Origin of the sequence: Blastomonas sp. AAP25, from assembly GCF_001295965.1 — a bacterium.
GTDB classification, from domain to species: domain Bacteria; phylum Pseudomonadota; class Alphaproteobacteria; order Sphingomonadales; family Sphingomonadaceae; genus Blastomonas; species Blastomonas fulva.
In genome coordinates, this window is sequence record NZ_LJHP01000047.1 from 22,939 (window position 1) to 45,093 (window position 22,155).

27 protein-coding genes are annotated in these 22,155 nt (G+C 60.2%); 21 read left to right on the top strand and 6 right to left on the bottom strand.

The window, feature by feature from the left end; genetic code table 11:
• The first annotated feature begins 160 nt into the window (after positions 1 to 160).
• A complete protein-coding gene (locus IP68_RS19315; RefSeq protein WP_156318307.1) occupies positions 161 to 823 on the top strand; it encodes a hypothetical protein in 663 nt (220 codons plus the stop codon).
• A gap of 688 nt (positions 824 to 1,511) precedes the next feature.
• On the opposite strand, the gene IP68_RS19320 is transcribed toward IP68_RS19315, so the two are convergent.
• The 3 genes from IP68_RS19320 to IP68_RS19330 all read right to left on the bottom strand — a co-directional run bounded on the left by IP68_RS19320 (position 1,512) and on the right by IP68_RS19330 (position 3,529).
• Positions 1,512 to 2,018 carry an RES family NAD+ phosphorylase gene (locus IP68_RS19320; RefSeq protein ID WP_054136657.1) on the bottom strand — a complete coding sequence of 169 codons (507 nt, stop codon included), beginning with the start codon at positions 2,016 to 2,018 and terminating at the stop codon, positions 1,512 to 1,514.
• Entirely contained in the window at positions 2,015 to 2,494 is a 480-nt protein-coding gene (locus IP68_RS19325; RefSeq protein ID WP_054136658.1) for an antitoxin Xre/MbcA/ParS toxin-binding domain-containing protein, read from the bottom strand. Before IP68_RS19325 ends, IP68_RS19320 begins: the two co-directional genes overlap by 4 nt.
• A 186-nt stretch (positions 2,495 to 2,680) precedes the next feature.
• Complete coding sequence (locus IP68_RS19330) at positions 2,681 to 3,529, bottom strand: toprim domain-containing protein (protein WP_054136659.1); 849 nt, start codon at positions 3,527 to 3,529, stop codon at positions 2,681 to 2,683.
• A gap of 176 nt (positions 3,530 to 3,705) precedes the next feature.
• Between IP68_RS19330 and IP68_RS19335 the strand changes: the two genes are divergently transcribed.
• The gene (locus IP68_RS19335) at positions 3,706 to 4,587 is read left to right on the top strand and encodes a lytic transglycosylase domain-containing protein (RefSeq protein ID WP_231684186.1); all 882 of its coding nucleotides are present in this window, start codon (positions 3,706 to 3,708) and stop codon (positions 4,585 to 4,587) included.
• Between the two features lie 119 nt (positions 4,588 to 4,706).
• Here the strand turns inward: IP68_RS19335 and IP68_RS20395 are convergent, their stop codons facing one another.
• The gene (locus tag IP68_RS20395; RefSeq protein ID WP_156318308.1) at positions 4,707 to 4,862 is read right to left on the bottom strand and encodes a hypothetical protein; all 156 of its coding nucleotides are present in this window, start codon (positions 4,860 to 4,862) and stop codon (positions 4,707 to 4,709) included.
• Here IP68_RS20395 and IP68_RS19340 point away from each other — a divergent pair.
• The 3 genes from IP68_RS19340 (at position 4,842) to IP68_RS19350 (ending at position 7,087) form a co-directional block, all read left to right on the top strand.
• Positions 4,842 to 5,762 carry a nucleotidyltransferase and HEPN domain-containing protein gene (locus IP68_RS19340; protein WP_054136661.1) on the top strand — a complete coding sequence of 307 codons (921 nt, stop codon included), beginning with the start codon at positions 4,842 to 4,844 and terminating at the stop codon, positions 5,760 to 5,762. The genes IP68_RS20395 and IP68_RS19340 overlap by 21 nt on opposite strands.
• A gap of 234 nt (positions 5,763 to 5,996) precedes the next feature.
• The gene (locus IP68_RS19345) at positions 5,997 to 6,476 is read left to right on the top strand and encodes a hypothetical protein (RefSeq protein WP_231684189.1); all 480 of its coding nucleotides are present in this window, start codon (positions 5,997 to 5,999) and stop codon (positions 6,474 to 6,476) included.
• Positions 6,473 to 7,087 carry an RNA polymerase sigma factor gene (locus IP68_RS19350; protein ID WP_054136662.1) on the top strand — a complete coding sequence of 205 codons (615 nt, stop codon included), beginning with the start codon at positions 6,473 to 6,475 and terminating at the stop codon, positions 7,085 to 7,087. Before IP68_RS19345 ends, IP68_RS19350 begins: the two co-directional genes overlap by 4 nt.
• 352 nt (positions 7,088 to 7,439) lie before the next feature.
• On the opposite strand, the gene IP68_RS19355 is transcribed toward IP68_RS19350, so the two are convergent.
• Together IP68_RS19355 and IP68_RS19360 are read right to left on the bottom strand one after the other, a co-directional pair.
• Positions 7,440 to 7,829: a hypothetical protein gene (locus IP68_RS19355; protein ID WP_054136663.1), complete on the bottom strand. Its 390-nt coding sequence runs from the start codon at positions 7,827 to 7,829 to the stop codon at positions 7,440 to 7,442.
• Between the two features lie 142 nt (positions 7,830 to 7,971).
• Positions 7,972 to 8,361, bottom strand: a complete 390-nt coding sequence (locus tag IP68_RS19360) for a hypothetical protein (protein ID WP_054136664.1) — start codon at positions 8,359 to 8,361, stop codon at positions 7,972 to 7,974.
• A gap of 358 nt (positions 8,362 to 8,719) precedes the next feature.
• Between IP68_RS19360 and IP68_RS19365 the strand changes: the two genes are divergently transcribed.
• The 16 genes from IP68_RS19365 to IP68_RS19995 all read left to right on the top strand — a co-directional run bounded on the left by IP68_RS19365 (position 8,720) and on the right by IP68_RS19995 (position 22,155).
• The gene (locus IP68_RS19365; RefSeq protein WP_054136665.1) at positions 8,720 to 9,037 is read left to right on the top strand and encodes a hypothetical protein; all 318 of its coding nucleotides are present in this window, start codon (positions 8,720 to 8,722) and stop codon (positions 9,035 to 9,037) included.
• Between the two features lie 88 nt (positions 9,038 to 9,125).
• Positions 9,126 to 9,410, top strand: coding sequence for a type IV conjugative transfer system protein TraL (traL, locus tag IP68_RS19370; RefSeq protein ID WP_054136666.1), 285 nt, complete (start codon positions 9,126 to 9,128; stop codon positions 9,408 to 9,410).
• A 1-nt stretch (position 9,411) separates the two neighbouring features.
• Positions 9,412 to 9,978: a type IV conjugative transfer system protein TraE gene (locus tag IP68_RS19375; RefSeq protein ID WP_054136667.1), complete on the top strand. Its 567-nt coding sequence runs from the start codon at positions 9,412 to 9,414 to the stop codon at positions 9,976 to 9,978.
• Positions 9,975 to 10,775, top strand: a complete 801-nt coding sequence (locus IP68_RS19380) for a type-F conjugative transfer system secretin TraK (RefSeq protein WP_054136668.1) — start codon at positions 9,975 to 9,977, stop codon at positions 10,773 to 10,775. The genes IP68_RS19375 and IP68_RS19380 overlap by 4 nt, the downstream gene beginning before the upstream one ends.
• A 122-nt stretch (positions 10,776 to 10,897) precedes the next feature.
• Positions 10,898 to 12,070 (top strand): TraB/VirB10 family protein, encoded by a 1,173-nt coding sequence (locus IP68_RS19385; RefSeq protein WP_231684191.1) that lies wholly within the window; start codon positions 10,898 to 10,900, stop codon positions 12,068 to 12,070.
• A gap of 8 nt (positions 12,071 to 12,078) precedes the next feature.
• Positions 12,079 to 12,921, top strand: coding sequence for a DsbC family protein (locus IP68_RS19390; protein ID WP_156318309.1), 843 nt, complete (start codon positions 12,079 to 12,081; stop codon positions 12,919 to 12,921).
• Positions 12,918 to 13,628 (top strand): hypothetical protein, encoded by a 711-nt coding sequence (locus tag IP68_RS19395; protein WP_054136670.1) that lies wholly within the window; start codon positions 12,918 to 12,920, stop codon positions 13,626 to 13,628. Before IP68_RS19390 ends, IP68_RS19395 begins: the two co-directional genes overlap by 4 nt.
• A 6-nt stretch (positions 13,629 to 13,634) precedes the next feature.
• Positions 13,635 to 16,208 (top strand): type IV secretion system protein TraC, encoded by a 2,574-nt coding sequence (traC, locus tag IP68_RS19400; protein ID WP_054136671.1) that lies wholly within the window; start codon positions 13,635 to 13,637, stop codon positions 16,206 to 16,208.
• The gene (locus tag IP68_RS19405; RefSeq protein WP_197275874.1) at positions 16,205 to 16,582 is read left to right on the top strand and encodes a hypothetical protein; all 378 of its coding nucleotides are present in this window, start codon (positions 16,205 to 16,207) and stop codon (positions 16,580 to 16,582) included. Before traC ends, IP68_RS19405 begins: the two co-directional genes overlap by 4 nt.
• Entirely contained in the window at positions 16,579 to 17,130 is a 552-nt protein-coding gene (locus tag IP68_RS19410; protein WP_054136673.1) for a TrbI F-type domain-containing protein, read from the top strand. Before IP68_RS19405 ends, IP68_RS19410 begins: the two co-directional genes overlap by 4 nt.
• A 109-nt stretch (positions 17,131 to 17,239) precedes the next feature.
• Positions 17,240 to 17,716 (top strand): S26 family signal peptidase, encoded by a 477-nt coding sequence (locus tag IP68_RS19415; RefSeq protein WP_054136674.1) that lies wholly within the window; start codon positions 17,240 to 17,242, stop codon positions 17,714 to 17,716.
• 38 nt (positions 17,717 to 17,754) lie between these two features.
• Complete coding sequence (gene traW, locus IP68_RS19420; RefSeq protein ID WP_231684193.1) at positions 17,755 to 18,375, top strand: type-F conjugative transfer system protein TraW; 621 nt, start codon at positions 17,755 to 17,757, stop codon at positions 18,373 to 18,375.
• On the top strand, positions 18,372 to 18,644 hold the full coding sequence (locus IP68_RS19425; RefSeq protein WP_054136676.1) for a hypothetical protein: 273 nt from the start codon (positions 18,372 to 18,374) through the stop codon (positions 18,642 to 18,644). The genes traW and IP68_RS19425 overlap by 4 nt, the downstream gene beginning before the upstream one ends.
• The gene (gene traU / locus IP68_RS19430) at positions 18,634 to 19,674 is read left to right on the top strand and encodes a conjugal transfer pilus assembly protein TraU (protein WP_054136677.1); all 1,041 of its coding nucleotides are present in this window, start codon (positions 18,634 to 18,636) and stop codon (positions 19,672 to 19,674) included. Before IP68_RS19425 ends, traU begins: the two co-directional genes overlap by 11 nt.
• A 10-nt stretch (positions 19,675 to 19,684) precedes the next feature.
• Entirely contained in the window at positions 19,685 to 20,422 is a 738-nt protein-coding gene (trbC, locus tag IP68_RS19435; protein WP_054136678.1) for a type-F conjugative transfer system pilin assembly protein TrbC, read from the top strand.
• Positions 20,419 to 22,155, top strand: coding sequence for a conjugal transfer protein TraN (locus IP68_RS19995; RefSeq protein ID WP_197275875.1), 1,737 nt, complete (start codon positions 20,419 to 20,421; stop codon positions 22,153 to 22,155). Before trbC ends, IP68_RS19995 begins: the two co-directional genes overlap by 4 nt.

The window sequence follows — 22,155 nt, forward strand, 5'->3', positions numbered from 1 at the left end:
TGACTTTGCGTTCCGTTTGGGTGATTCTGGATTTCCCGGAACGGGGGGCGCCCCAGTCCAGGCAGAAGGGAGAGGATCGCGAAACTGAACTGATGGGGTCGTCAAGGGGTGGACTTCCCATTAACTTGTGTTAACTCGACTGGGTGAAAGGGGAGAATCAGTGGAGCTTGAGAGACTTAACCGCAGCCTGACTTGTGCCGCTCTTTTTGTGATTATGACAGTCAATACCTTACCCGCTGTAGCTCAGCCAGTTGGGGTCACCAACGGCTATCTGGAAGGCCGTTGGAAGGACAACGCTCTTTGCCTCGGCAAGACGCAGTTTGCTTTTGATGTCAGCGGTTCGGTGATGGTCGCCGAGGCCAATCTCATTGGGTACTCAGTGAGCGGTGCTAATCAGGTTGTTCTGTCAGGAGCGGGCGGCCAGTATGTCATCACCACGAGCCCGGTTGATGAAGACACCATGTACTTCAGCGACAATCGTGGCACGGCGGGCAATCTCTACCGTTGCTCGCCTACGCCTCAGATTGCAAAGAACATGTACTATACGCCGCAAGGTGGGCAACAGGCGGTAGCCGTTACGCCATCCTATCTTCTCGGGCGCTGGACTGATGTCAACAATTGCTCTGTGACCAGCACATTCTATCCAAACGGAACTGTCGTCGGCAACACTGGCCAGTCAACCAATTGGTCACTGGCAGGCAATCAGCTGACGTTCTTCGCCAATAATGTTGCTACGGTTCTGTCGGTCTGGGGCATCGATCAAAACACCATGCGTACGGTGGATGCGAACGGCCAACAGAGTTTATCGCGTCGTTGCCCGTAATTTTACACTTTGCCACCCGCCTTGCAGTGTTGCGGTCATACTGGCGGGTGGCCAAATGTCTGTTTGATGTCAAAGCCGGTATGTTACGGCCATGGCCAGATTGCTTGATGGGCTGGCCTGCTGCCTCTTCCGTCAGCTGATGGGCCTCAAGATGGTTCGAATAATGCTGGGTGGTTAGCCCAACAGATCACGATAACCGTCCCGCCCCTCCCACGAATAAGGACGCCTTCCGCGTATGTCTGTTGGGAACAGGGGGCGTAGCCCCGAGGAGCGACTGGCACAATCCGCCATTCTCGTACTGATTATTGCCCAGCATCGACATCCGACCGAAGCAGACCAAGGCGCAGAAACCAAAGCAGCCCAGTTAACATGAAGCATGAATGCACAGGCACGCCTGCTCGACTATGCTGAATGTAGCATGGCGGCTTGGGGCGGAACCGGGGGTTCAACTCGGCGGTCACGAACACCCCATCTGGTCGACTGCCGCTGTTAGCCGCCCGACCGGCGAATGCCGTCGGTCGGCATATCCGCCCTTCCGGGCGTTTGTATCAAGGCGATGGGTTCCGCGGTTGTTTCGCTTCGGCCAAATCGCTGACGCTCTGAATAACCATTGTGTTTTTTGCGTGTCGCAGCGGGCTTTGTGGTGGAGGTGTGCTCTCTGCTAGCTGGTATCGCGTCCGCCGAGAGCTCAGGGTTTGACAGGGTTCAACCGGGCGTCGAGCGCGAAGCGTTCCTGGTTGATAAGGCTGTAGTGGCCGTTTGCCCGCGTGGCCACGAAGATTAGGTTCCAGCTATGGCTCGAGACGACGCTCGGGATCGCGACGAAGGCGTGGTTTGCGAGTAGTTCGTCACCGAAGGCCTGCTGGCCCGCGCCCGGCACGCCGGGCCTCAGCCAGTTAGGATTCGGCACCGCAGCGGCATTGACGACATGGATATCCGCAGCGTCGTGGATGCGTAGACTGGTCAGCGTGTGGGGATCGGTGTCGAGCACGTTGAAGCCTTTGTGTACGGCGACCTCCAAGATGGTCGTCGCCGGGTCAAACGCGCAGTAGACCGCGCGAACGCCCGCGCTGTTCCAGCGACCGCCCACCTGAAACGCGCCCTCTCCGCTGTCCCAAGTGGCTGAGTGCTTGTCGCGATCTAGCCGCCAACCGACGAGCTCGGCGCCCCCCAGCGCGCCCGGCAACGGTGTCACGTGTACACGCCGTAGTCCATTCGCACGAGGTGTCTCTCGACAAGCTCCGCGCCGGCCGGCGTGGAGAGGAGGTCGATGGGGCGTTTTCTTTCGAGGGCCATAACTGGCTCGTCCAGGAACCGTTCGGCTGCTTGACGCGAGCCGAGCACATCCACGGCTTTTGCAACGATCTCGGCAGCCTTGTAGAGCTTTCCGCTCTGCTCCCGGTTCAGCCGCTGCTTGGCGCCAGCCTTCTTTTGGCGCTGGAATGTGCGCAGACTAACACCCACGACCTTATCAATCGTGTCCACCCGGCCGATGGTCGGGAACTGGTTGAGAAAGACCATCAGCGACTTGGCCGGGAAGCCGAGCTGGATGTTCTCGTGCGCCTCGAGCGCGGTCGAGAAGGGGTGGTCGAAAGCGGACTTGCCGCCAAGCAGATCGACGATCCGGTCCATGCCGGTTTCGGTGCCGGCTGCGGCTGCAGTATCCGTCATTATGCGACTCCTGTCACTTCCAAGGCGACATATGTCGCTTATTACCAGGCTCATGTCAAGATTTGTGATGGGCAGCACCCAGCGATTTAGGAAAGAGGGCTGCCCCTACCAGATATTCATCCCTCAACCACCAAATGCCCGCGAATGGTCGACTGCCCAAGGTGGGGCTGTTCTTCCTCATGCTTATCAACCCGTAGGACTGGTCACATCGTTCCCAACTTCTGCCCAGTCGTGGCAATGGCTTGGAGGTGCATCCCGCATGATCTGCCTCTTTGGCATGTTGTGGACCTCAGCTGCCGCCAATGCGGCGCATCTGCCTGGATCATCGTTGTCCTCGGCGATGTAAAGTGTGCTAACATGCTCGGGAACCTTGATCAGCGCGAGACGCTCATTACCAAGCGCTGCCCAGCACGGGATTTGCTTGATCTGTGTATAGTTCGCCGCGTCCTCCATGCCCTCTGCAATGGCTAACACGTCGCCCTCGAACTTCGGTGCCCACGCGGCCTGTCCTGGCTTCCCAAGCATGAATTTTCCTTCATGCCACGCCCCGTCATCCGTAAGCCTGATTCGCTGGATCGCCGTCATCTGGCGCCCGGTTCTGACAGCGACCAGCACCGCAGGCCGGAAGATGGTTTTGGGCTTGCGACCGAATGGGCACCGTGGATGAAAGCGTAAGTCGGGGAGATCGACAGGGAGTCGCCGCGATCGAAGGTAGACTTCGCCGAGCGTCCCGCGGATTTCTGTGCCCTGCTCCCATATCCTTCTGACATTGGGCGCAGTTCCTTCTGGCCGGTAGCTCGGGGAAGGGGAATTCAGGATCGGTTTGGTCCGACTGATTTCACGCAGGACATCTTCGTTGCGGCAGCCCGCGAAACAATGAACCAGAATACCCCATTCACCCTGTCGGACCGAAAGCGACGGCGTGTGGTCTGCATGCGCGGGGCAGATGCACATCGCGTAGGAACCGTGCCAACGACCCTTCAGTGCAGCGACGATGTCGATAGTCTCCTGGGTGGGTTTGAGCGCAATCAGCATAAACTCGTTCCTCTCAGCTAAGCCTCACCATCTTTCCCCTTCGGATCGGCCAGACCTTCTCCAGCACGGCTCGCGACGGCCGACGCCCATTCCCTCGGTAGTTCGGCGGTTGCCAAGCACGACCTCCTCATATAAAAATATGGGGCGATATCCGAACCACGCCGAAAGGTGTGGTCATGAAAACTCTGCTATTTTTGCTGGTCGCTTTGACGCCGACGCCATCATCGGCGCGCGAAGCAATTCTCGACGTGTTTTCGCCAGAGGCAAAACCGGATTTCGCTGTGCTCTCCCCACAGTTGCGCGGGACGGTCGATCTCGAGCAATCAGTGGAACCGCCTCCGGCTCCAGTGGATGCGTTTTCACCAGAGTTGAACGGCGACTTTGAGTTGGTCCCTCACAGCTTCACGATCAATCCCTATGCCGCGCGTCCCGCTGTTCCTTCGTGGATGCGGGCAGGCGCATCAATCACGGGCCCTGATTCTTCACCCTTCCGCCCTTCGCAAGATGACCCACTCTGCCAGTCCCGCAGCTTTTTCCCGCGATATGGTATCAGCAGGGATGCCCAGGCTCGCCGGACAGCCTATTTCAACCTGATAGTCGACGTTGCTTGCGATGCCGGCGTGCCCGTTGTTCTGTTTGACGCCTTGCTGGCGCAGGAAAGCAGATATCGCCCCTTCGCCCGAAGCAGCGCCGGGGCGATGGGCATGGCTCAGCTGATGCCCGGCACGGCCCAATATCTGCGTGTCACCGACCCTTGGGATGTTCGGCAAAACCTTGTCGGCGGTGCGCGGTATCTGCGCGAGCAGCTCGATCGCTTTGGCACATGGGAGCTTGCGCTGGCTGCTTATAATGCCGGCCCAGGCCGTGTGGACCAATTTGGCGGTATCCCGCCGTTTCGTGAGACCCGCAACTATGTGCGCTCGATCATGGGCTCGATCGGCAATTCGAATTCGGCCGGCGGCGTGTCACAGGCCTCGGCAAGGCTTCCTGCCGCCAATCCGTTTCGCCGGGTACGACTTGCCTCGTTCGAAGGACGATCGAACCTCCCAGAACACTGAGGGCCCAGCAGCCCATGCATAGTTCGGGCTGTTTACTATGATGTCTGGGGCGCAATTCAGATAGTTGAGCTGCCAGCGGAGCCAGAGCTTCGGCAAGCACTGCCGCGGCTCCTTGGAGATCACCCAGCGAGTAGCTGAGAAACATTCTGCACCTGGGCGAATTTTTTCTGATTGACCACACCATTGCGGTCCCGTTTTGCAACCGGGCTTTTGAGCTTGCCAAAGCCGGGAATGTTCCCGAAGATTCTTGAGACATGCGCACCGATCTCGATCATCTTCCCGCCGCCAAACAGCGCGAGCTTGAACGCGTCGTCGAGACGATCTTCGACGAGTTTCGTGGATCGATCGAGAATGCGACTGGACCGCGCAAAGGCGCGCGCATCCTCAAGATCATTCTTTTTGGCAGTCATGCGCGCGGCGATTGGGTTGATGCACCACTCTCGGCTAACCAGTACAAATCCGATTATGACATCCTGATCATTGTCAGCCAAAAGGAGCTGACCGACCGCGCCGCCCATTGGGCCAAGGCCGAGGAACGACTGATCCGGGCCTATACGATCGAGAAGACGCTCCATACGCCGGTCAACTTCATCGTCCACAGCCTGCATGAGGTCAACGAGGGCCTTTCGCATGGCCGCGTGTTCTTCATGGAATTAGCGAAGGATGGCATTGCACTTTACGAGGCGGAGGATCGCGAGCTAGCGAGACCAAAGCCGAAGACGTCAGGCGAGGCTCTGAAAGCAGCGCGTGAATATTTTGAAGACGGGATGGCGGGCGCGATGTCGCGCCAAAAACTGGCAAGGTACGCACTGGGGGAAGGACTGCTCAAAGACGCCGCATTTGATTTTCATCAAACGACCGAGCGCCTTTACTCCTGCCTCCTTTTAACGCTTACCTATTACACGCCCTACAACCACAACATTGCTTTCCTGCGTTCGCTGGCAGAGGGGCTGGATCGCCGACTCTATGGTATATGGCCACACGCCACCCATCGCGAACGCGCAATGTTCCAGAAGCTGAAGGAGGCTTATACCAAGGCGCGCTATTCGAAGCATTATAGGATCAGCAAGGAAGAGCTCACCTGGCTGAGCGAACGCGTCGAGGAACTCGGCCGTGTTGTGCATCAGGTCTGCTCCGACAAGCTCGCCGAGCTTGAGATCGCTGCCCGCAGTTAGGACCCGAACCCGCGTGACTTGCCGGGACTCCCTGTATCTGGCATAACCTGCGTCACGGAATGGAACGACTGGCGGCCATTCCGGGGATTACCCTGCCAGGCATCATGTAGGTCCGGCTGCGCGTCGGACGGTTGCTGACAGCCGCTCCAGCGGCATCATAGCGAACACCGCTTGCCCATCCGTGCAGTATTGCGCGGACCGCCGTGGTGCGAGCTGACAATGATTACCCCACTTTTGAACGACGTTTACGCGCGCGAAGTCGTGATGGCGCGCGTTGGCCATCTCATCCGGCGCAAGCAACGCGAAATCGAACGCATCACCCGGATGCTGCGCAGCCTGTTCGATCCAGCGCCGGTGCTCGCGCCTGAGCCCGGCAGGATCAAGCGCATTACCCTGATCGGACCCTACGCCCGGCGATCATGGTATGAAGACCGCCGGACGATCGAGTTTTCCGATTACGAGATCTGGGTTGTCGTCAATCATCCCCTCTTTACCGATGAACGCTGCTGGCACCGTGCACGAGCTTCCATCGACAGAGAGCTCGGCAATCGGTGTGCCGTGGATGTCGAAATCTACGCCAAATCCGACATCCGGGCTGCCAAAGCCGAGCGCGACACGTTCATTCTTGATCGGATCGAGGCAGGGATCACCCTTTATCGCGCTTCACGCGATGCCGACCTTCATTCGACACATGGCTTGGGAGACCGGCCATGAGCGCTGCTGTTCCCCATCGTGCGTTCGAAGAAATTTACCGGACGGAACGGACACGGTTGCTCAACTTCTTCAGGTGGAAGATTGGTCCAGATGATGCCTCCGACCTGGTGCAGGAAACTTTTGCTCGCGTCTGGCAAAGCGGTGCATTTGATCGGCTGGACAATCCGCAGGGCTATCTCACCAGAACGGCTCAGAATCTGCTTATCGATCTGGCGCGGAAGCGGCAGCGGCATCCAAGCATCATATTTCCGCTGGATGAAGCCCGTGACGCACCGCTGCCACCGCACCAGGAGTGGGGCATTGAGGCTATGGAACTTCGCGCATCATATCGGCGCGCGCTTCTGGCACTGCCCCGGCGAACTCGACGCATATTCTTGATGCAACGGTTGAAGGGCATGACATACCGCGAGGTGGGACGGCAACTTGGTGTCGGCACTCAGTGCATTGAGTATCACATGATGCGGGCATTGGCGGAGATCAGAAAGACAATAGACCGATGGCAGCACACCACCGCTGGGACAAAGGCAGCACCTTCTGGCTCCAATGAGGAAACGTCCAGTCTTGTTCTTGAACTGCCGAGCCAACTCCTTAAGCCATCCGTAGATCTGTGACGGATGCAGTGCATTCCGCCGACCGGCTCGCCTCCAGGCGAGCACACCGCGACAATCCATCCCTTCACTTCGGGCGGCTAATCCCTGCGCCTGCCAGCGCCAGCGAGACCCACAGAGCGCTGAACCCCCTTTACTCACAGGATCGTCACCAGGGATTATCATGGGAGCAACGCCTTAATCGTTGCAGGGGCGAGTAAAGACGATGCTGTCCACGATCAGCGCAAGGCGGGGTGACGGCCCCGGCTTCCGGGGAGCGGCGCTAAACTTGCTCTTCGCTTTGGGGGCAAGTCGGCTGGCCGTGACCAGTCACGCGGTACGGCATGCAGCGCGGGCTCGTTTCGTCGCACAAGGCTCAGGCATACGCATGTTCAAACCCGCCGCCGTTATGCCGGCTTTCTAGCGACATGTGGTGTTTGGCGATGGCCGACGATGTCTTCCGCGCGATCGTGTCACACAGGCTTTGACGGATGGTCTCGAACTGCCCTTCGCAGGCTGCGAGTTCGCTTGGTAGCCGGGCCGCAAGTGCGACCGCAACCAATGCCGTCGTCTCGCAGCAAGGATCTTCGTAGGAGCTCGCGCTTTCGTAACACAGCAAAACGAGGCCTGCGCGGATAGGATCGATTTTGAGATGGAGCAGGACGCGTTGGAATTCGTCGATCGTCAGATTTCCCTCTTCGACCTTTTCGAAGAACTTTTTGCGCCGACTTTCTTTGATCACGCCTTCATCGGTCAGTTTGCGCAAGCTTGTATTTTGCAGTCTCATCTGTTCCTTGATGAGCGCTGCATACAGTTGGTTTACGCTGTGAGCTCTGCTGGCGACTCCATCTTCTGTCCCTTTGCACATCTGTACTTCCGCGATCCCATCTACTTCACTCCATGCAGTTTCATAGTTTGACTTTGTCCATTTGTATTTTGCAAGTGGAAAATTCGCCTTCTGCGACCAGCATTGCGCAGAAAATCAGTGTTTCGCGCACCCCGCAATGAGACTTGGTAGCAGTGTTCAGCTCGCCTTTCAGCCGCTCAACCGCCGCGTTGTCCGTAGAATTGAGACGGACGTAGATCCGAACGGGTCCCTCCACAGGAAGCAGGGTCTCCAGCGCCGCGGAATGTCCACCTTTGAGGGCTGGGTACCGCTCCAGCGCATGGAGAATGACGTCTTTGAACGTCACAAAGCGCGTCTCCTCTAAGCTGAGTGCGGCTATTGCCCTGATGATGTGTTGGAAGGCGCGGGCGCTGATGGAAATCTCATGCGCTACATTCGTACTTTTGCTCACGTCGACCTCCCTCGCCTTGATGTGACGCTGCTAAAGCTCGTCATCCTGCAATCGTGGACAGCCACGGTTACCATTTTCTGCGGATTTTTTATGCCTGGGGCAAATTCCTCTCCACCGTGGGGCTGATTTACACCCTCTGTGGGGCACAAACATCCCCGGTGTGGGTCGCAAATTGGACCACGGTGGGAAATTCTCATTCCCAGGCTGGGAGCGAATCGAATCCTGGGCGGGGTCCAATTCTGCCCCAATCTCTCATTTCCTTCGAAATCCTGACACTTCGGTGTTGAGAAAAGGTTCTCCTCGGGCGGATTTTGGCTGTGGCGGCAGACGCCAGCATCCAACCGAAAGGGAAATCTCAATGACAAGACTCGACCTGAAGAATCGCAGCGGCACGCTTGCTGTTGCGATTGCGGCGCTCGCAGCCGCCAGCGTGTTCGGCGCTGATGCCGCGATGGCGGGAGCCGACACGACCTTCAATACCGCTCTCGCCCAGTTCACCGGCTTCCTTGAAGGCTCCGGTGGCCGGATCATCACGGTGCTCTCGCTCGCTGGCGGCATCGTTGCGCTGGCGTCGGGCCGCTTTTCGCTCGGTCAGGTCGCAATCCCGGTGGGCGTCGGCGTCGGCGCCGGGACCGGCATTCCGATCGTCACCGCCTCGGTGACCGGCACGGTCTGAACGCAGCCCTATCGCTTCATGATGGCAAGGGCACCGCAGTTCACGCTTCGGGCTGCTGCTCCTTTCCTTTCTTTGGCGGAGTTGATCCTTGGACCAGTATTCGATCCCAAAACATCTCGACGATCCAGAACTGATCGGGTTCTGGACCCTCGATGAATTCCTCGTGATGGTCATACCCTTCACCTGGGGAATTCTCGCTCAGCACGTTGTCATCGGGCTCCTTTTGGCCCTGGCTGCGTGGTTCGGCTATCGCAAGGTCAAAGCTGGGCGTTCGATGCATTGGGTCCTGCATTTTGCCTATTGGCATTTGCCGGGAGAATTCTTCGGTCTGAAGGTCGCTCCGCCATCTCATCTTCGTGTGATGGCGGGCTGATATGGAAATCTCTTTTGCTCATGAGGCGTCGCAGCGGACCCTCAAGCAGCGCAACCTGCTTGCGCTCATCTGTGTCGTGCTCGGCATTCTCGTGGTGGTTATGTTCACCGCGGCATCGACGCGGGACCGCGAGGTCGTGCTGCAGCCCATCCTGCCCAGCCAGATGACGCTGAGCTCTGCGGCGCTCACGCCCGAATATCTTGAGGCCGTGACGCGCGACACCGCGCAGCTCGCGCTCAACCGCTCGCCCGAAACACTCCAGTACTGGCTTGATGGCATCGTGGCCATTTCCGCGCCGGAGGCGCGCGGGGCTCTCAAGGCCAAGCTCCTGCGGATCGTGGCTGAGCAGGAGGGGTCGCAGGTGACCCAGTTTGTCACGATCAACTGGATCCGCACCGATCCGGAAAACCTCACCAGCCAGGTCGGCGGCGTCCTTCATACCATCGTCGGATCCAAGGACGTGCGCCGCGAGCACAAGATCTTCGAATTTCACTGGACCTACACCGGCGTGTCGCTGCGCCTGAAGGGGTTTGGTGTCGTCGTTAAGAAGGAAGGAGCCAACCAATGACCTTCTCTGTCTCGACGCTCTGCCTTGCCTCGGGCGCGCCGCTGCTTTTCCGCATCGACAGCCATCTTCTTCGCGGGCTTGGCGCTGCACTTTTCACTGTCGGATTCGTCATGGCGGCCACGCCAGCTTTTGCTGACGAAAACATCCTCGCCGTCGATAATGGAGAGGTTCGCTGCCGGGCATCCAAGGCCGACCTGACGCGCATTTCGCTGAAGGATGACCGGTTCGTGTCGGTATCCCGAGTGCAAACTGGCGTCGAGGGCCAAGACTTCTCGATCGTCCACGAACCCACCCGCGGCGATATCTACATCTCGGTCCCCGAAGCCTATTCAAAGCCGAACATCTCCTTCTTCGGGACGACGCAAAAGGGCCTTGTCTACAAGTTCGACTGCCAGATTGGCGGTGACAGCGCCGTGCAGGTTTTCGTGGCGAATGCCGATATCGAAAATCCGTCCGCCAAGCCTGAGGTCCTTACTGCATCGGGTTCGTTGCAGGATCGCGCTGTCGGGCTCGTCAGGGCGATGTTCGAACAGCGACCGGTGACCGGCTTTGAGATCCGCGATGCGGCCCGTGCCCCGGTCAATGTCGGGGACATGAAAGTTCAGCTCCTCACCGAGTATCGCAGTCCGACGATGACCGGAAAGGTCCTGCGCATCGAGAATACCAGCGCCTCACCGATCGCGCTTCGTGAAGAGCTCATTGCCGGTGACGGCGCAATCGCCGTCACAATTTCCAACCCCAACCTCGCAAGCGGGCAGGCGACTGCTGCTTACGTGGTCGTGCCTGCAGGAAGGTAAGCCTCATGGATTTTCTCAAGCGCAAGCCCAAGGATCTGGATGGCGCCGAGGCCGATGGCCGCGATGCGGTCGATGAAACGGGCTCGATCATCGACAATGACAGGGCACAGAAGCGGCAGAGAATGCTGTTTTTCGGGCTCGGTGGTGTCGCGGTCGTGGCTTCGACCATGTATGTCTTGCGGACCGAAACCGTGGTCGAAGAGGCAACCAAGCCTGGGCACGAGACCGAGGTGTCAACCGATGCCCTGATGAACCGCCAGCGCGTCGATCAGGAATGGATGGCCATCTACGAAGGCCAGGTCAATTCTCAGGATCAGCGCCTCAAAGGCGTAGAGGCGCAGGCCGGTCAGGTTGCGCAATTGCAGAGCGAGATTCAGGCATTGCGCGGTGAAAATGCCGCGATGGCGCGCGACGGGCAGCAGGTGCTCGAGGCTTATGAGCGTGAGAACCAGCAACTGCGCCAGCAGGTCACCAGGGGCAACCCCCGCCCGACTGCCCCCGGGCCGGTAGCGGCTGCCCGTGAGATGGGCGTGCCTTCGCCGGCTGCGTCCGGCGCATCTTCCGCCGCATTGCCCCGCCGCGGCAACGACGTGCAGATGGTGTCTTTCGCGCAAGCGGGCGGGACGGGCTCGCGCATTGATCCGGCCAAGGCCCCTGCAGTTTACACCGACTCCCCGAACTACCTCCCGCCCAACTCGATCGCGAATGCCACCGTGGTGGTCGGCGTTGATGCGACGACCAATACCCGCAGCCAGAGTGACCCGCTGCCGGTTCTTCTGCGCATCACTGGGCCTGCGCGCTCGGTCTATGGTGACGGCAAGCTGCTCGCGACCCGCGTTCAGGGGTGCATGGTCAATGGTGCGGCTTACGGCGATCTCTCCAGCGAAAAGGTCTATGTGAAGCTGCAGCGCATGACCTGCGCGCAGCCCGGCGGGCGCTTTGCGGTGTCAGAGGTCAAGGGCTTCATTGCCTTTGGCGGCAAAGTGGGCGTTCGCGGACGGGTTGTCAGCCGTGAAGGCTCGCTGACCACGCAAGCGTTTCTCGCAGGGCTGGTAAGCGGGGTGGGCAACGCCTTCCAGGGCGCCAATCAGATCCCCCGGATTTCCCAAGATCCCGTGCTCCCGTCAGCTTCCGATGTCGGCATTCAGGCGATTGGCGGCGGCGCGGCGAACGCCGGGAACACTCTCTCCGATTATCTGATCGAACGGGCCGAGCAATATCAGCCGGTCGTCGAGATGCCCACCGGTGCTGCGGTCGAGGTCGTGTTCCTCGACGGCACCTTCATAAGGAATTGAGGCCCGTTATGGAATTCAAATGGACCACATGGAAGGTGGCAGGGGCCGCCCTCGCGCTCACTGGCTCCCTCGCTGCAATTGCAGCCGCCGCTCATGCCGCGGCGGCAGACGACGCTGCGACGATCAAGGCAGCGCTGGTCAAACGTCTCCCCAAGACCGAGATCACCACGATCGACTGCGACAAGATCGAGGGCGTTTGTGAAGTTCAGGCACGCCAGAACCTCTTCTACATCGACCGCTCGGCGCGCTACCTCATCATTGGCCGTGTCTACGACATGGAGACGAAGCAGGATCTCACAGCTGCCCGGTTGCTCGAGATGAACCCGGACATGCTGGTTGGGGCGGGGGGCGCTGGCGAGCAAGAGGACGCGGCCGAACCAACACTGGCACGACAGGCAGATGCGGGCGGCACCCAGCCACTGCCACGTATCGATCCCGCAGCGCTCGCAGCTCTGCCCTCGAGCGGCAGCGTCGTGATGGGTAAGGGTGGCCGGACGCTCACCGTCTTCAGCGATTTCCGGTGCGGGTATTGCAAACGCCTCCACGAAACCCTCGCGACGCTCGACGTCAAGGTCGTTGAGCGCCCGATTTCGGTTCTCGGCACCCGTCCAATCTCAGAGGCGGTCATTTGTGCGAGCGACAAGCGCCGCGCGGTGAACGAAGCCTATGACGGAGGCGCGATCACGAGCGGTCGGCGCTGCGACACCTCGGGCCTCGATGCCAATGAGGCCTTTGCGAGGAAGCATGGGTTCACCGGCACCCCGGTCATTGTGCGCGACGATGGCGCTGTCCTTCACGGCTTCCGCCCTCGCGAATTCCTCGAAACCTGGCTGAAGGAGAAGGTGTCATGAACACCAAAGGGGCAATGGCAATCGCGGCTGTGACGTTCGCCCTGTCGGCCTGTACGACGCTCGGTACCAATGTCAGCGGCAAGTTCCGCTGCGAGGCTGCAGACGGTATCTGCGCGCCTTCGCTGGTGATCGATGACAGCGCAATTGCGCGGATCGAGGAAACGACCTCGGCGGATCTTCTGAACCCTGCAGGTCCATTCCGGATGGACGACGGGATCTCCGCGCCTGTGCGGGGCCGGTCGCTCGGTTCCGAAGCACTCGTTGCGCGTTCGTCGCCGAGTTACGAGCTGTCTGTCGTGTTTCCGGGCTACACGGATGCCGCAGGCACAGCCCATGCCCGCATCGCGGTGCCAGTTAAGGCGATACTCCCGGGCCGGGGCGATGCTCTCGAGACAATTGCGCTACGAGGTGCAAAGCCTGCGCGTGCTCAGGGGCTGTTGGCGGCCGCCGAGAGCGCACCGCAATTCATGGCGATTGCCCCTGGCATCTTGGATGACGGTCAGCCGGGTTCTGTGGGCGCTGAGACTGCCATGGCGTCCAATCTTCCAAAGACCCCGGTGCCGATCCAGCAGGCCCCAGCCCAGCAAGCGGCTTCTCAGCCTGCCAACCCGATCGCTGAGATCGAGGCGAAGGTCTCCGAGCGCCTCGCATCACAGCAGCGATTGCCGAGGCGCGAGGCCGCCTCATTCCCTGCAACGCCGGAGTAACGCGCCATGCTGCAGGCCTTCACCAACATCATCGATCTGGTAACCGGCGATGCTCGCAAGCCTGAGCAGAACGCCCGGCCTGCCAGCGTTCCAATGCTCTCACATTTCCTCGGATATCGCTCGTTCGATGAGGAGAAGCGTATCTTTCATCAGGTCCGCTCGAAGGGTTTCATCATCGAGCTCGCCCCGCTTGTCGGTGCAAACGACCGGGTCAATGACGTGATCGGGTCGCTCTTCTCCGACATTCTTCTGCCCGGCACCAAGTTCTCGGTCACGAACTATTCGAGCCCGCGCGTTGCCGAGAAACTGCAGACCTGGGCGTTGCCGCGCTACAAGGCTTCGGGGGTTTTCCAGACGCTCGCCCGCCACCGCGTCGACAAGTTGCGCAATGGAGCATGGTCCACGCTTGCCAGCGATGGCCCGTTCTTTGTGCGGAGCTTTCGCGTGTTGCTGGCAGTCGGGATAAGTGATGGTTCGGGCCTTTCGACCGATGACCTCATGACCATGCGCGAGGGGATCATTTCTGCCCTCGATTCCATCGATGTCCCGGTCAAGGAATTCGCTCCGACCGACCTCATCCGCTTCTTCGATGAGATCCTCGCCCCGTCCACTGGCGCTGGCGATGAAGTGCCGGGATACAACCGGTTCGATCCCATCAATGAGCAATGCATCAGGCGGGATCTCGTCACCCATGTCGGGCGTGACCGCCTCGTGCTTGAGGCACAGTCGTTGCGGCCAACCGGCTCATCAGTCGATGGCGTGCCCGAGTTGAAAGACTACGTGCCTGAGCGCTTCGATGTGCGCACCATGGCGGTGCGCAATTTTCCGGATCGCTGGGCACCCTGGGATAGCCAGAAGGTGATTGGGGACATCTTCAACCCCAAGCTCTCCCTGCCCTGTCCCGTCTTGCAGACGGCTTGTGGAGTGATCCCCAATCAGGAGTCTTCCGAAGCGAAGGCTGGCTACAAGTTCGTGCGCACCAGCTCGCTTGCGGAAGGCAAGGGCGTGAAGCTTGTGCCCAAGCTGCGCACCGAAGCGGCTGAGTGGCAGTTCGTGGCCGACCGGGTCAAGCAGGGCGAGAAGCTCGTGTCCTGCTACTACGCTGTCACGATCATCGCGCCGAAGGGCCGGGGCGAGCCCTGCGAGCGCACGCTGAAGGCTCTCTACAAGGCGAGCGGGTGGGATCTGATTGACGAGACCCATATCCAGCTGCCCGCCTTCATGGCGCACTTTCCGCTGCTGCTGGCTGACGGGCTAGACAGCGACCTCAAGCGGATGAAGCGCATGCGCACCATGCGCTCGGCGAACCTTGCCGCGATTGCGCCGATCCAGGGCGAATACATCGGCGGCAACATCCCGCACCTGCTCTTCATCGGACGCCGGGGGCAGCCGCAATTCTGGTCACCCTTCCAGAACAGTGCCGGCAACCACAATGTCGCGATCTCGGGCAAGTCCGGCTCGGGCAAGTCGGTGCTGCTACAGGACCTCACGGCAAGTTTTGCAGGGGTGGGGGCCAAGACCATCGTGATCGATGACGGCCGCAGCTTTGAGCATATGGCCAAGGCGCTGGGCGGGACCTTCACCGAGTTCAAGCTGTCTTCGGGCATTTCGATCAACCCGTTTCGCATGATCGACGAGACCCTTGCCGAAGGTGACGACGACTATTTGGTCGACTGCCTTGCGATGCTCAAATCCATCGTGTCGCAGATGGCGCGCAATGAGACCCGGCTCAATGACACGGAGCGTGGGCTAATCGACCAGGCGGTCAATCTTGTGTGGGACACCCATGGGCGGGACGGCACAATCGATCACGTGATGCAGGCCCTCAAGGGCCACGAGCACGCTCAAGCCTATGATCTGGCGACCTCGCTGCTGCCGTTCGCTGCAAAGGGCACCTACGGGAAGTTCTTCCTTGGCGATGCCAACCTTGATCTGTCAGCCGATCTTACCGTGTTCGAGCTCTCGGACCTTGCGACCCGGGTGGAGCTGCGCGGCGTCGTTCTGACCTCGATCATGTTCATTGCCTCGCAGGTTATGCGCCGGATGGACCGCGCGATCCCGAAACCGCTGATCATCGATGAGGCCTGGCAGATGCTAAAGGGCGGGGCGATGGCCGACTTCGTCGAGACCTATTCGCGCACCTGCCGCAAATATGGCGGCGCGCTGATCACCGCGACGCAGTCGATCCACGATTACTACAAATCCGAAGGCTCGCGAGCCGCCCTCGAAAACTCCGACTGGTTCCTCATCCTCCAGCAGAAGGGCGAGACCATCTCGGATTTCCGCAATTCGGATCGGTTCGAGATGGACAACATGACCGAGGCTTTGCTGCGGTCACTGAAGCGCAACGGCACCGACTATTCGGACATCTTCATCCGGGGTCCAGAAACCGAATGCGTCGCTCGGCTCGTCCTCGACCGGTTCTCGGGCACGCTCTATTCATCGAGCCCGCACGTTTTCGCCCAGATCGAGGACTATGTGCATCGTGGCTACCGGATGCAGGATGCGATCGAGGCAGTCGCATTCCCTGAAGAACATCAGGTGCCTGAATATCTTCCGATGTGGGAGGCTGCGGAATGAGCACGCCTTCTCGTCCCTTGGCCTGTCCCCTTGGCCGTTCCCTGATGCGTCACTCGGCCACTGCGCGCCGCAAGAAGGCCGCTCAGGATCTTCTCGTTATTGCCCTTCGGCTCAGCGGTTGGCTTGCCACCAGCGCGCTTGCGACCCTCGGCATCGCCACCCTGTTCTTCCTTGTCCTTGGTGGCTTCACGCTCGATGGCCTGATGCTTCAGCTGGACAATTTCGCCTCGCGCTTCGTCGCGGCTGACACGGCGCGTCGCGATCAATTCGCGGCCATCAGCTTTGGCGTCATGCTCACAGGCTTTGTGCTGATTGGCTTCTTCCGCCGCGCGAGCCTGATTTCAGCCTTCCTTGTAGCTGGAGATGACCAATGACGGACCTTTTCGACCATATGGCGGCGCCTGCCACACCCGCGTCTACAAAGGCCTCGCAGGTCAGACCTCGCAGTCGCTTTGCTGCGCTGTCGGCTCGCGAAATCCTCCTTTTCGCTGGCGCTGCGGCGACCTTTGTGTGGGGGGCCTGGGTGACCAAGAGCGTTGCCGCACAGGGGTCAGGGCAGCAGGAATTCGTCCAGCTTCAGCTGCAGGGCATCATTGGGGAGTATCTCCAGGCACAGGCACGCTCGAATGCCGACGAGCAGACCGCAGCACGGCAAACCGCTGTTTTCATGGCTGCGCTGGATGAGACTGTCTCCGGCCTATCGAGATCCGGGAAAGTCGTGCTCGTTCATGAGGCGATTGTAGGGGGCGAAGTTCCCGACGTCACGCAGAGCGTGAAGACTGCCGTTTACGCAAAGGTTCCGCGTCCCCAACCGGCGCAGGCGCTCGGCGCTGCTCCTCAGGGGCAAGCGGCCCGCGTTGAACAAGAGATGCAGGCCTTTATGGCTGCCAATCAGGGACGTCAGCGCGATGGCAAACCCTGATCCGCTCCTTCATTCGGCTCAGCGCAAGGGGTTTGCTCGGCTTTTGTCGGACGGCGAGCCTCCTGTTACGACAGGTGGGACCAGACGCCTTTCGACCGGCGGCAGGCTTATGGCGATCGCTGCTGTCTGTCTCGTTGCAGGTGCCCTCAGCGCAGCTTCGAAGTGGAGCGAGAACCACGCGCTGATGATCAACGTGACGGATTCGCTCCCGAACTGGGCGTTCATGGTCGAAGCCAGGCGTTTTCCGGTGCGCGGGGACTATGTGGTTTTCCATCCCGGTCATGATCCCATTACGGTCAAGTACTTTGGGGCAAAACCGGCGGCTTTCACCAAGATCGCTCTTGGTCTGCCGGGCGACATGGTGACGCGCATCGGGAATGATGTGCACGTCAATGGCAAGCGCGTGGCGACCATCAAACCAATGACAAAGCGGGGCGATCGTCTTGCAGCTGGCCCGCTCGGGGTTGTGCCGGAAGGCTGCATTTTTGCAGGCACACCTCACAAGGACGGGTTCGACAGCCGCTATGCGCATATCGGTTTTGTGTGCCGCGACCGGCTTGTCGGCACCGGGCAGCCAATCCTGTGAGGGTCGCTTTCTCCTTCCTCGTTGCTGGCGGACTTGCGGTGTCAGCGACGGCTTCGAGCGGCGGGGCAGTGTCGGGGCAACGCGTCGACCACGGGCAGATGGGCCAGACATGGCCCATTGCTGAGCCAGATCTCCTGAGCGTTATCAAGGTGCGGCTCGACCATGCGGCTGCGACCGGAAAACTCGATCAGATGAATCGCCAGTTCGCCGAAAAGGTGAAGGCGAGGGTGATGCGCCCGCTCCCGGTCTCCGGGATTTCGCCTGCGGAAGAGACCCGGAGTTGGGAGTTCGATCCGTCGATCCGGATCGACAAAGACATCCGTGATCACAAGGGCAACCTGATTGCTGTGGCGGGTCAGCGCGTCAATCCTCTTGCCGCCGCCGCGCTTAGCAAGAAACTTCTCTTTGTTGATGGTGATGACCCGGCAGAAGTCGAATGGGCGATGAAGCACGGGGGCGATGCGCGCGCCAAGATCATCTTCGTTGATGGCTCTCCCTTCGGGCTCATGAAGGTTCACCAGCGCCGGTTCTACTTTGATCAGGACGGCCGTCTTACCAGCTATTTCGGGATACGCCGGACCCCGGCGCTGGTCGAGCAGCGCGGCGACGTCCTTATAGTCACTGAGCAAGCCATTGCGCGCAAGGGGAGGGGGGCATGAACTCCTGGCGCAATTTGGTTCCGGCACCCCTTGCTGCCCCCGAAACGCGCGCGCTCAAGGCGGCACGTTTGCGCACGATGACAGGGCTCTTTCTGGTCGCTGCCCTCATCGTCTCGTTCGGGGCACTTCGGGCGCTAACCGGCATCTTTGCTCTCGCATTGTTCGCAGGCGCTACGACCTTCGCTCTGGTTCAGGGGGTCCTTTGGGTCCGGGCCAAAAACGCGGCGGATGATGCCTGGTTGATGAGGGAGAGAGACGATGCGCTCTAGGCTCCTTGCGCTCCTCCTGGGCTTTGCGTCCCTGTTCATGGCGATATCCGTGCTGGCTCCCCCGGTTCTGGCTCAGGGTCTTCCCAGCGGGCCTGGTCGGTGCTCAGGCAGTTTCGTCAATCCGGTGACCGATGTGTGCTGGGGCTGCATGTTCCCCTTGTCGCTGGGCTCGCTCAAGATCTGGCCATCATCGCGTGCCGACACCGACAATCCGGATCTTCCGATCTGCGCCTGCGGCACGCCTGTGCCGCGCATCGGCCTTGCGATCGGGTTCTGGGAGCCGGTCCGGCTGATTGATGTCTCGACCAAGCCGTGGTGCTTTCCGAACCTTGGCGGCATCAAGCTCGACCCCGGCTTTCCGATCGGTAACGGTTATGCCTCGGACGGCGCGCAGCTAGGGGGCCAGTCCCAGCGCACCGCCAAATACCACGTGCACTATTACATCTACCCGCTTCTGTACTGGCTCGAAGTGGTGACCGATTTCCTGTGTCTCGAGGCGAGCTCGTTCGACGTTGCCTATATGAGCGAGATCGATCCGCTTTGGCAGGACGACGAGCTGGCATCTCTCCTCAATCCCGAGGCCGCCCTTTTCACCTCAGTCATCGCACAGGCCGCGTGCTCGGCCGATTGCATCTCGGCAACGACCAGATTGCCAATGGACGAGCTGTTCTGGTGCTCTGGTTGCCAGGGTTCGATGTATCCGATGAACGGCAATGTTGGTGCCAATATCGGCATCAAGCAGTCAGCGCGGCTCGCGGCCGAGCGCATGGTCTACAAGCTCCACCGTCAGGGTCTCGCCTGGGGCACCAGCGGATCGAAAGCGCTGTGTTCCAAGTACATCATGCCGATCCTCAAGAAGAGCCAGTACCGGATGCAGCAGGTAAATCCGACGCCCATGGTGAGTGGCCGCGAAGCCTGTTCTCCGATTGGAGCGACCACGATCTTGCCCAAATCTGGGCAGGTCTATCCCGTCAAAGGCGAGGATGTCGGCTTCCTCCTCTGGCGCAAACGCAATTGTTGCATGCTGTGAGGTCGCGCCAATGAACCGCAGAGGACTCTTCCCCGCTCTCGCTGCCAGCCTGCTGCTTGGTGTGACTGCCGTCGTTGCTCAGGATTTGACCGACTTCGACCCGAAAGCGATCGAGGCGCGGGCCGATACATTCAAGGCCGACGCCCAAGCGCTCTTCGACTACGCTACCGCTAACGCGCAAACCCAAGGCGAAGAGGCGCAGACGGTTGTCGCGCAAGGCTATGAGGCGGTTGAAGGCCTGGATGTGTCGCAAATCGCCGGGAAAGATGGCCCCATCGACTTCGACGAGATGGTGGCTGGCGCCAGGGCCGGCATGGCCCGCCCCAAGGGTGCGCCACTGTTTGTGGCATTCGCGAGCCTGTCGATGCCCGAAGAGGCGCTCGCACAGATGATCGCTGACACGACCAGGGCAGGCGGCGTTGTTGTTTTCCGCGGCTTCTCCACCGGCAATCCGCAGACCTTCATCAGCGGTATCCGCAAGGTTGTCGACCAGTCGGGCGCAAGCAATGTGGCAATCGATCCGCGGCTGTTTCGATCCTTCGGTGTCGACCGAGTTCCGACCTATGTGGCTCTCGCGACCGATTTCGAGCCCTGCGATCAGCTCGATTGTGTGACCGCGCCGCCGCCGCATGATCGCATCTCAGGCAATACCAGTGTGGCTTATGTGCTCGAGACCTTCGCCGGGGCGGGCGGGCCGGGCGCCCCGGTTGCCCGTCTCGCTCTTGCCAATCTGAGGGGGAAAAGGTGAATGGCCTGCGCATCCTTGCGGTCTCCCTTGCGCTTGCGGCTTGCGGTCATCTTGCGCACGCTCAGATGGCAGCCAGCGATGCGAGGGTAGAAGGCGAAGCAATCGCAAAGGGTGTCCGTGACACCACGTCATCGGGCATTCTTGGCAATGGTTCGGCGGCAAACGTGCCAGGCTTTCAGGGCACGGATATTCCTTCGCGCGATTATGTCGACGATCCGGTCGGGCTGACGGCGGCGGGAGAAGCGCAGCGGTATCGCGATGAGTACCGCGTAATCGTCGATCCCTACAGGACCCGGTTCGATCCGGGGACTGTCGACCTGTCTGCCGGTCGTCTGATCGAAGCTGACCCTGACGCTTACCTAGGCGCTGGTGGTGGGCCCGGAGGAGCCGCGGGAGCCTGCAACCCCTTGCCTCCTGGAGGGACGGGCACCACGACTTATCTCGAAAGCTGCAATGCCGGCTCGCAGCCCTTTGCGGAGGCGCGCAGCTGTAATGCGTCGTTGCAGATCCAGACCGAGGGACGACGCACCTGGGAGTATTCTTGCGAAACCGAAGCGTTTGCTGATCGCAATGAGATGTGTCCGATGCTTGCGCAAGCACCGGGCTCCAGCTCTTGCACTCTCGAGCGCACCGTTCGGGTAGGGCAAAGGTGCCTGCAGTGGGTCGAAGAGGAATTTGGTCGCAGGTGGTGTGCTGAGCCGGGTGAGCCCTTCTTCCGCCAGTTCTGGCAATGCCCCTCTCGGCTAAGCGGCGTACCGGGGGGGATTGAACGCAATACCTCGCGGATCGTCGGCGAGAGCGTTGACGAGGCCGCCTGCCAGAGCGCCACGAATGGTGCCACCTGCACGCTTGCAAGCGAGGTCTGCACTGCGCCTGGAGAGACGCGGGTCATCAATGGTCTTTCGGTGACGCGCAGCTGCTGGGAGTGGCAGCGTACCTATCAATGTGAAGGGGTGGCTCCTGCCAATGACTGTGGAGCCCTTGAAGCGCGTGGCGATTGCAGGTTCAGCCATGACGAGTGCCTGAGTTTTGACGCAGATGGTGTGACCTGCAACGTCCATGATCGCTGGTATCAGTGCGCCATTCCCGGCGCGGGATCGCCGCCCCCGCCGGCCTATGTCTGTGCAGGGGATCTCTATTGCATCAATGGGGAATGCACTCAGGTCGAGCGCGAGGCATCGACCGAGTTCAAGGACGCCATGGTCGCCATGAACGTCATGGGCGAGCTGCGGGACGGGTTTGATCCCGACCGGCTGAAGATCTTCAGCGGCGAGCATTTGCGCTGCACCCGCAAGGTCTTTGGCCTTTCGAACTGCTGCAGCGGCAAGGGCGTGCCGCTTCTCACGCCGTTCCTTTGCGACCGCGAGGACCGTGAGGTCGACAAGCGGGATGATGAGGGTCTGTGCCGCTTTATCGGGACCTATTGCTCAGCCCGCGTGCTCGGCGTCTGCGTGACCCGCAAGCAGTCATACTGCTGCTACGGCAGTAAGCTCGTCCGGATTCTGAATGAGCAAGGCAAGGCGCAGCTTGGGATGCGGTGGGGGACGCCGCAGCGCCCTGACTGCGAAGGTTTCTTGATCGCCCAGTTCCAGCAGCTTGACTTGAGCCGCATGGATTTTCGGGAAGTTTATGCCGAGTTCGTTGATGCGGCAAAGCTGCCTGACGAGATCGATATGTCGATCCAGATCCAGCAGAAAATCCAAAGCTACTACAACACGAACGGTGGGACCTGA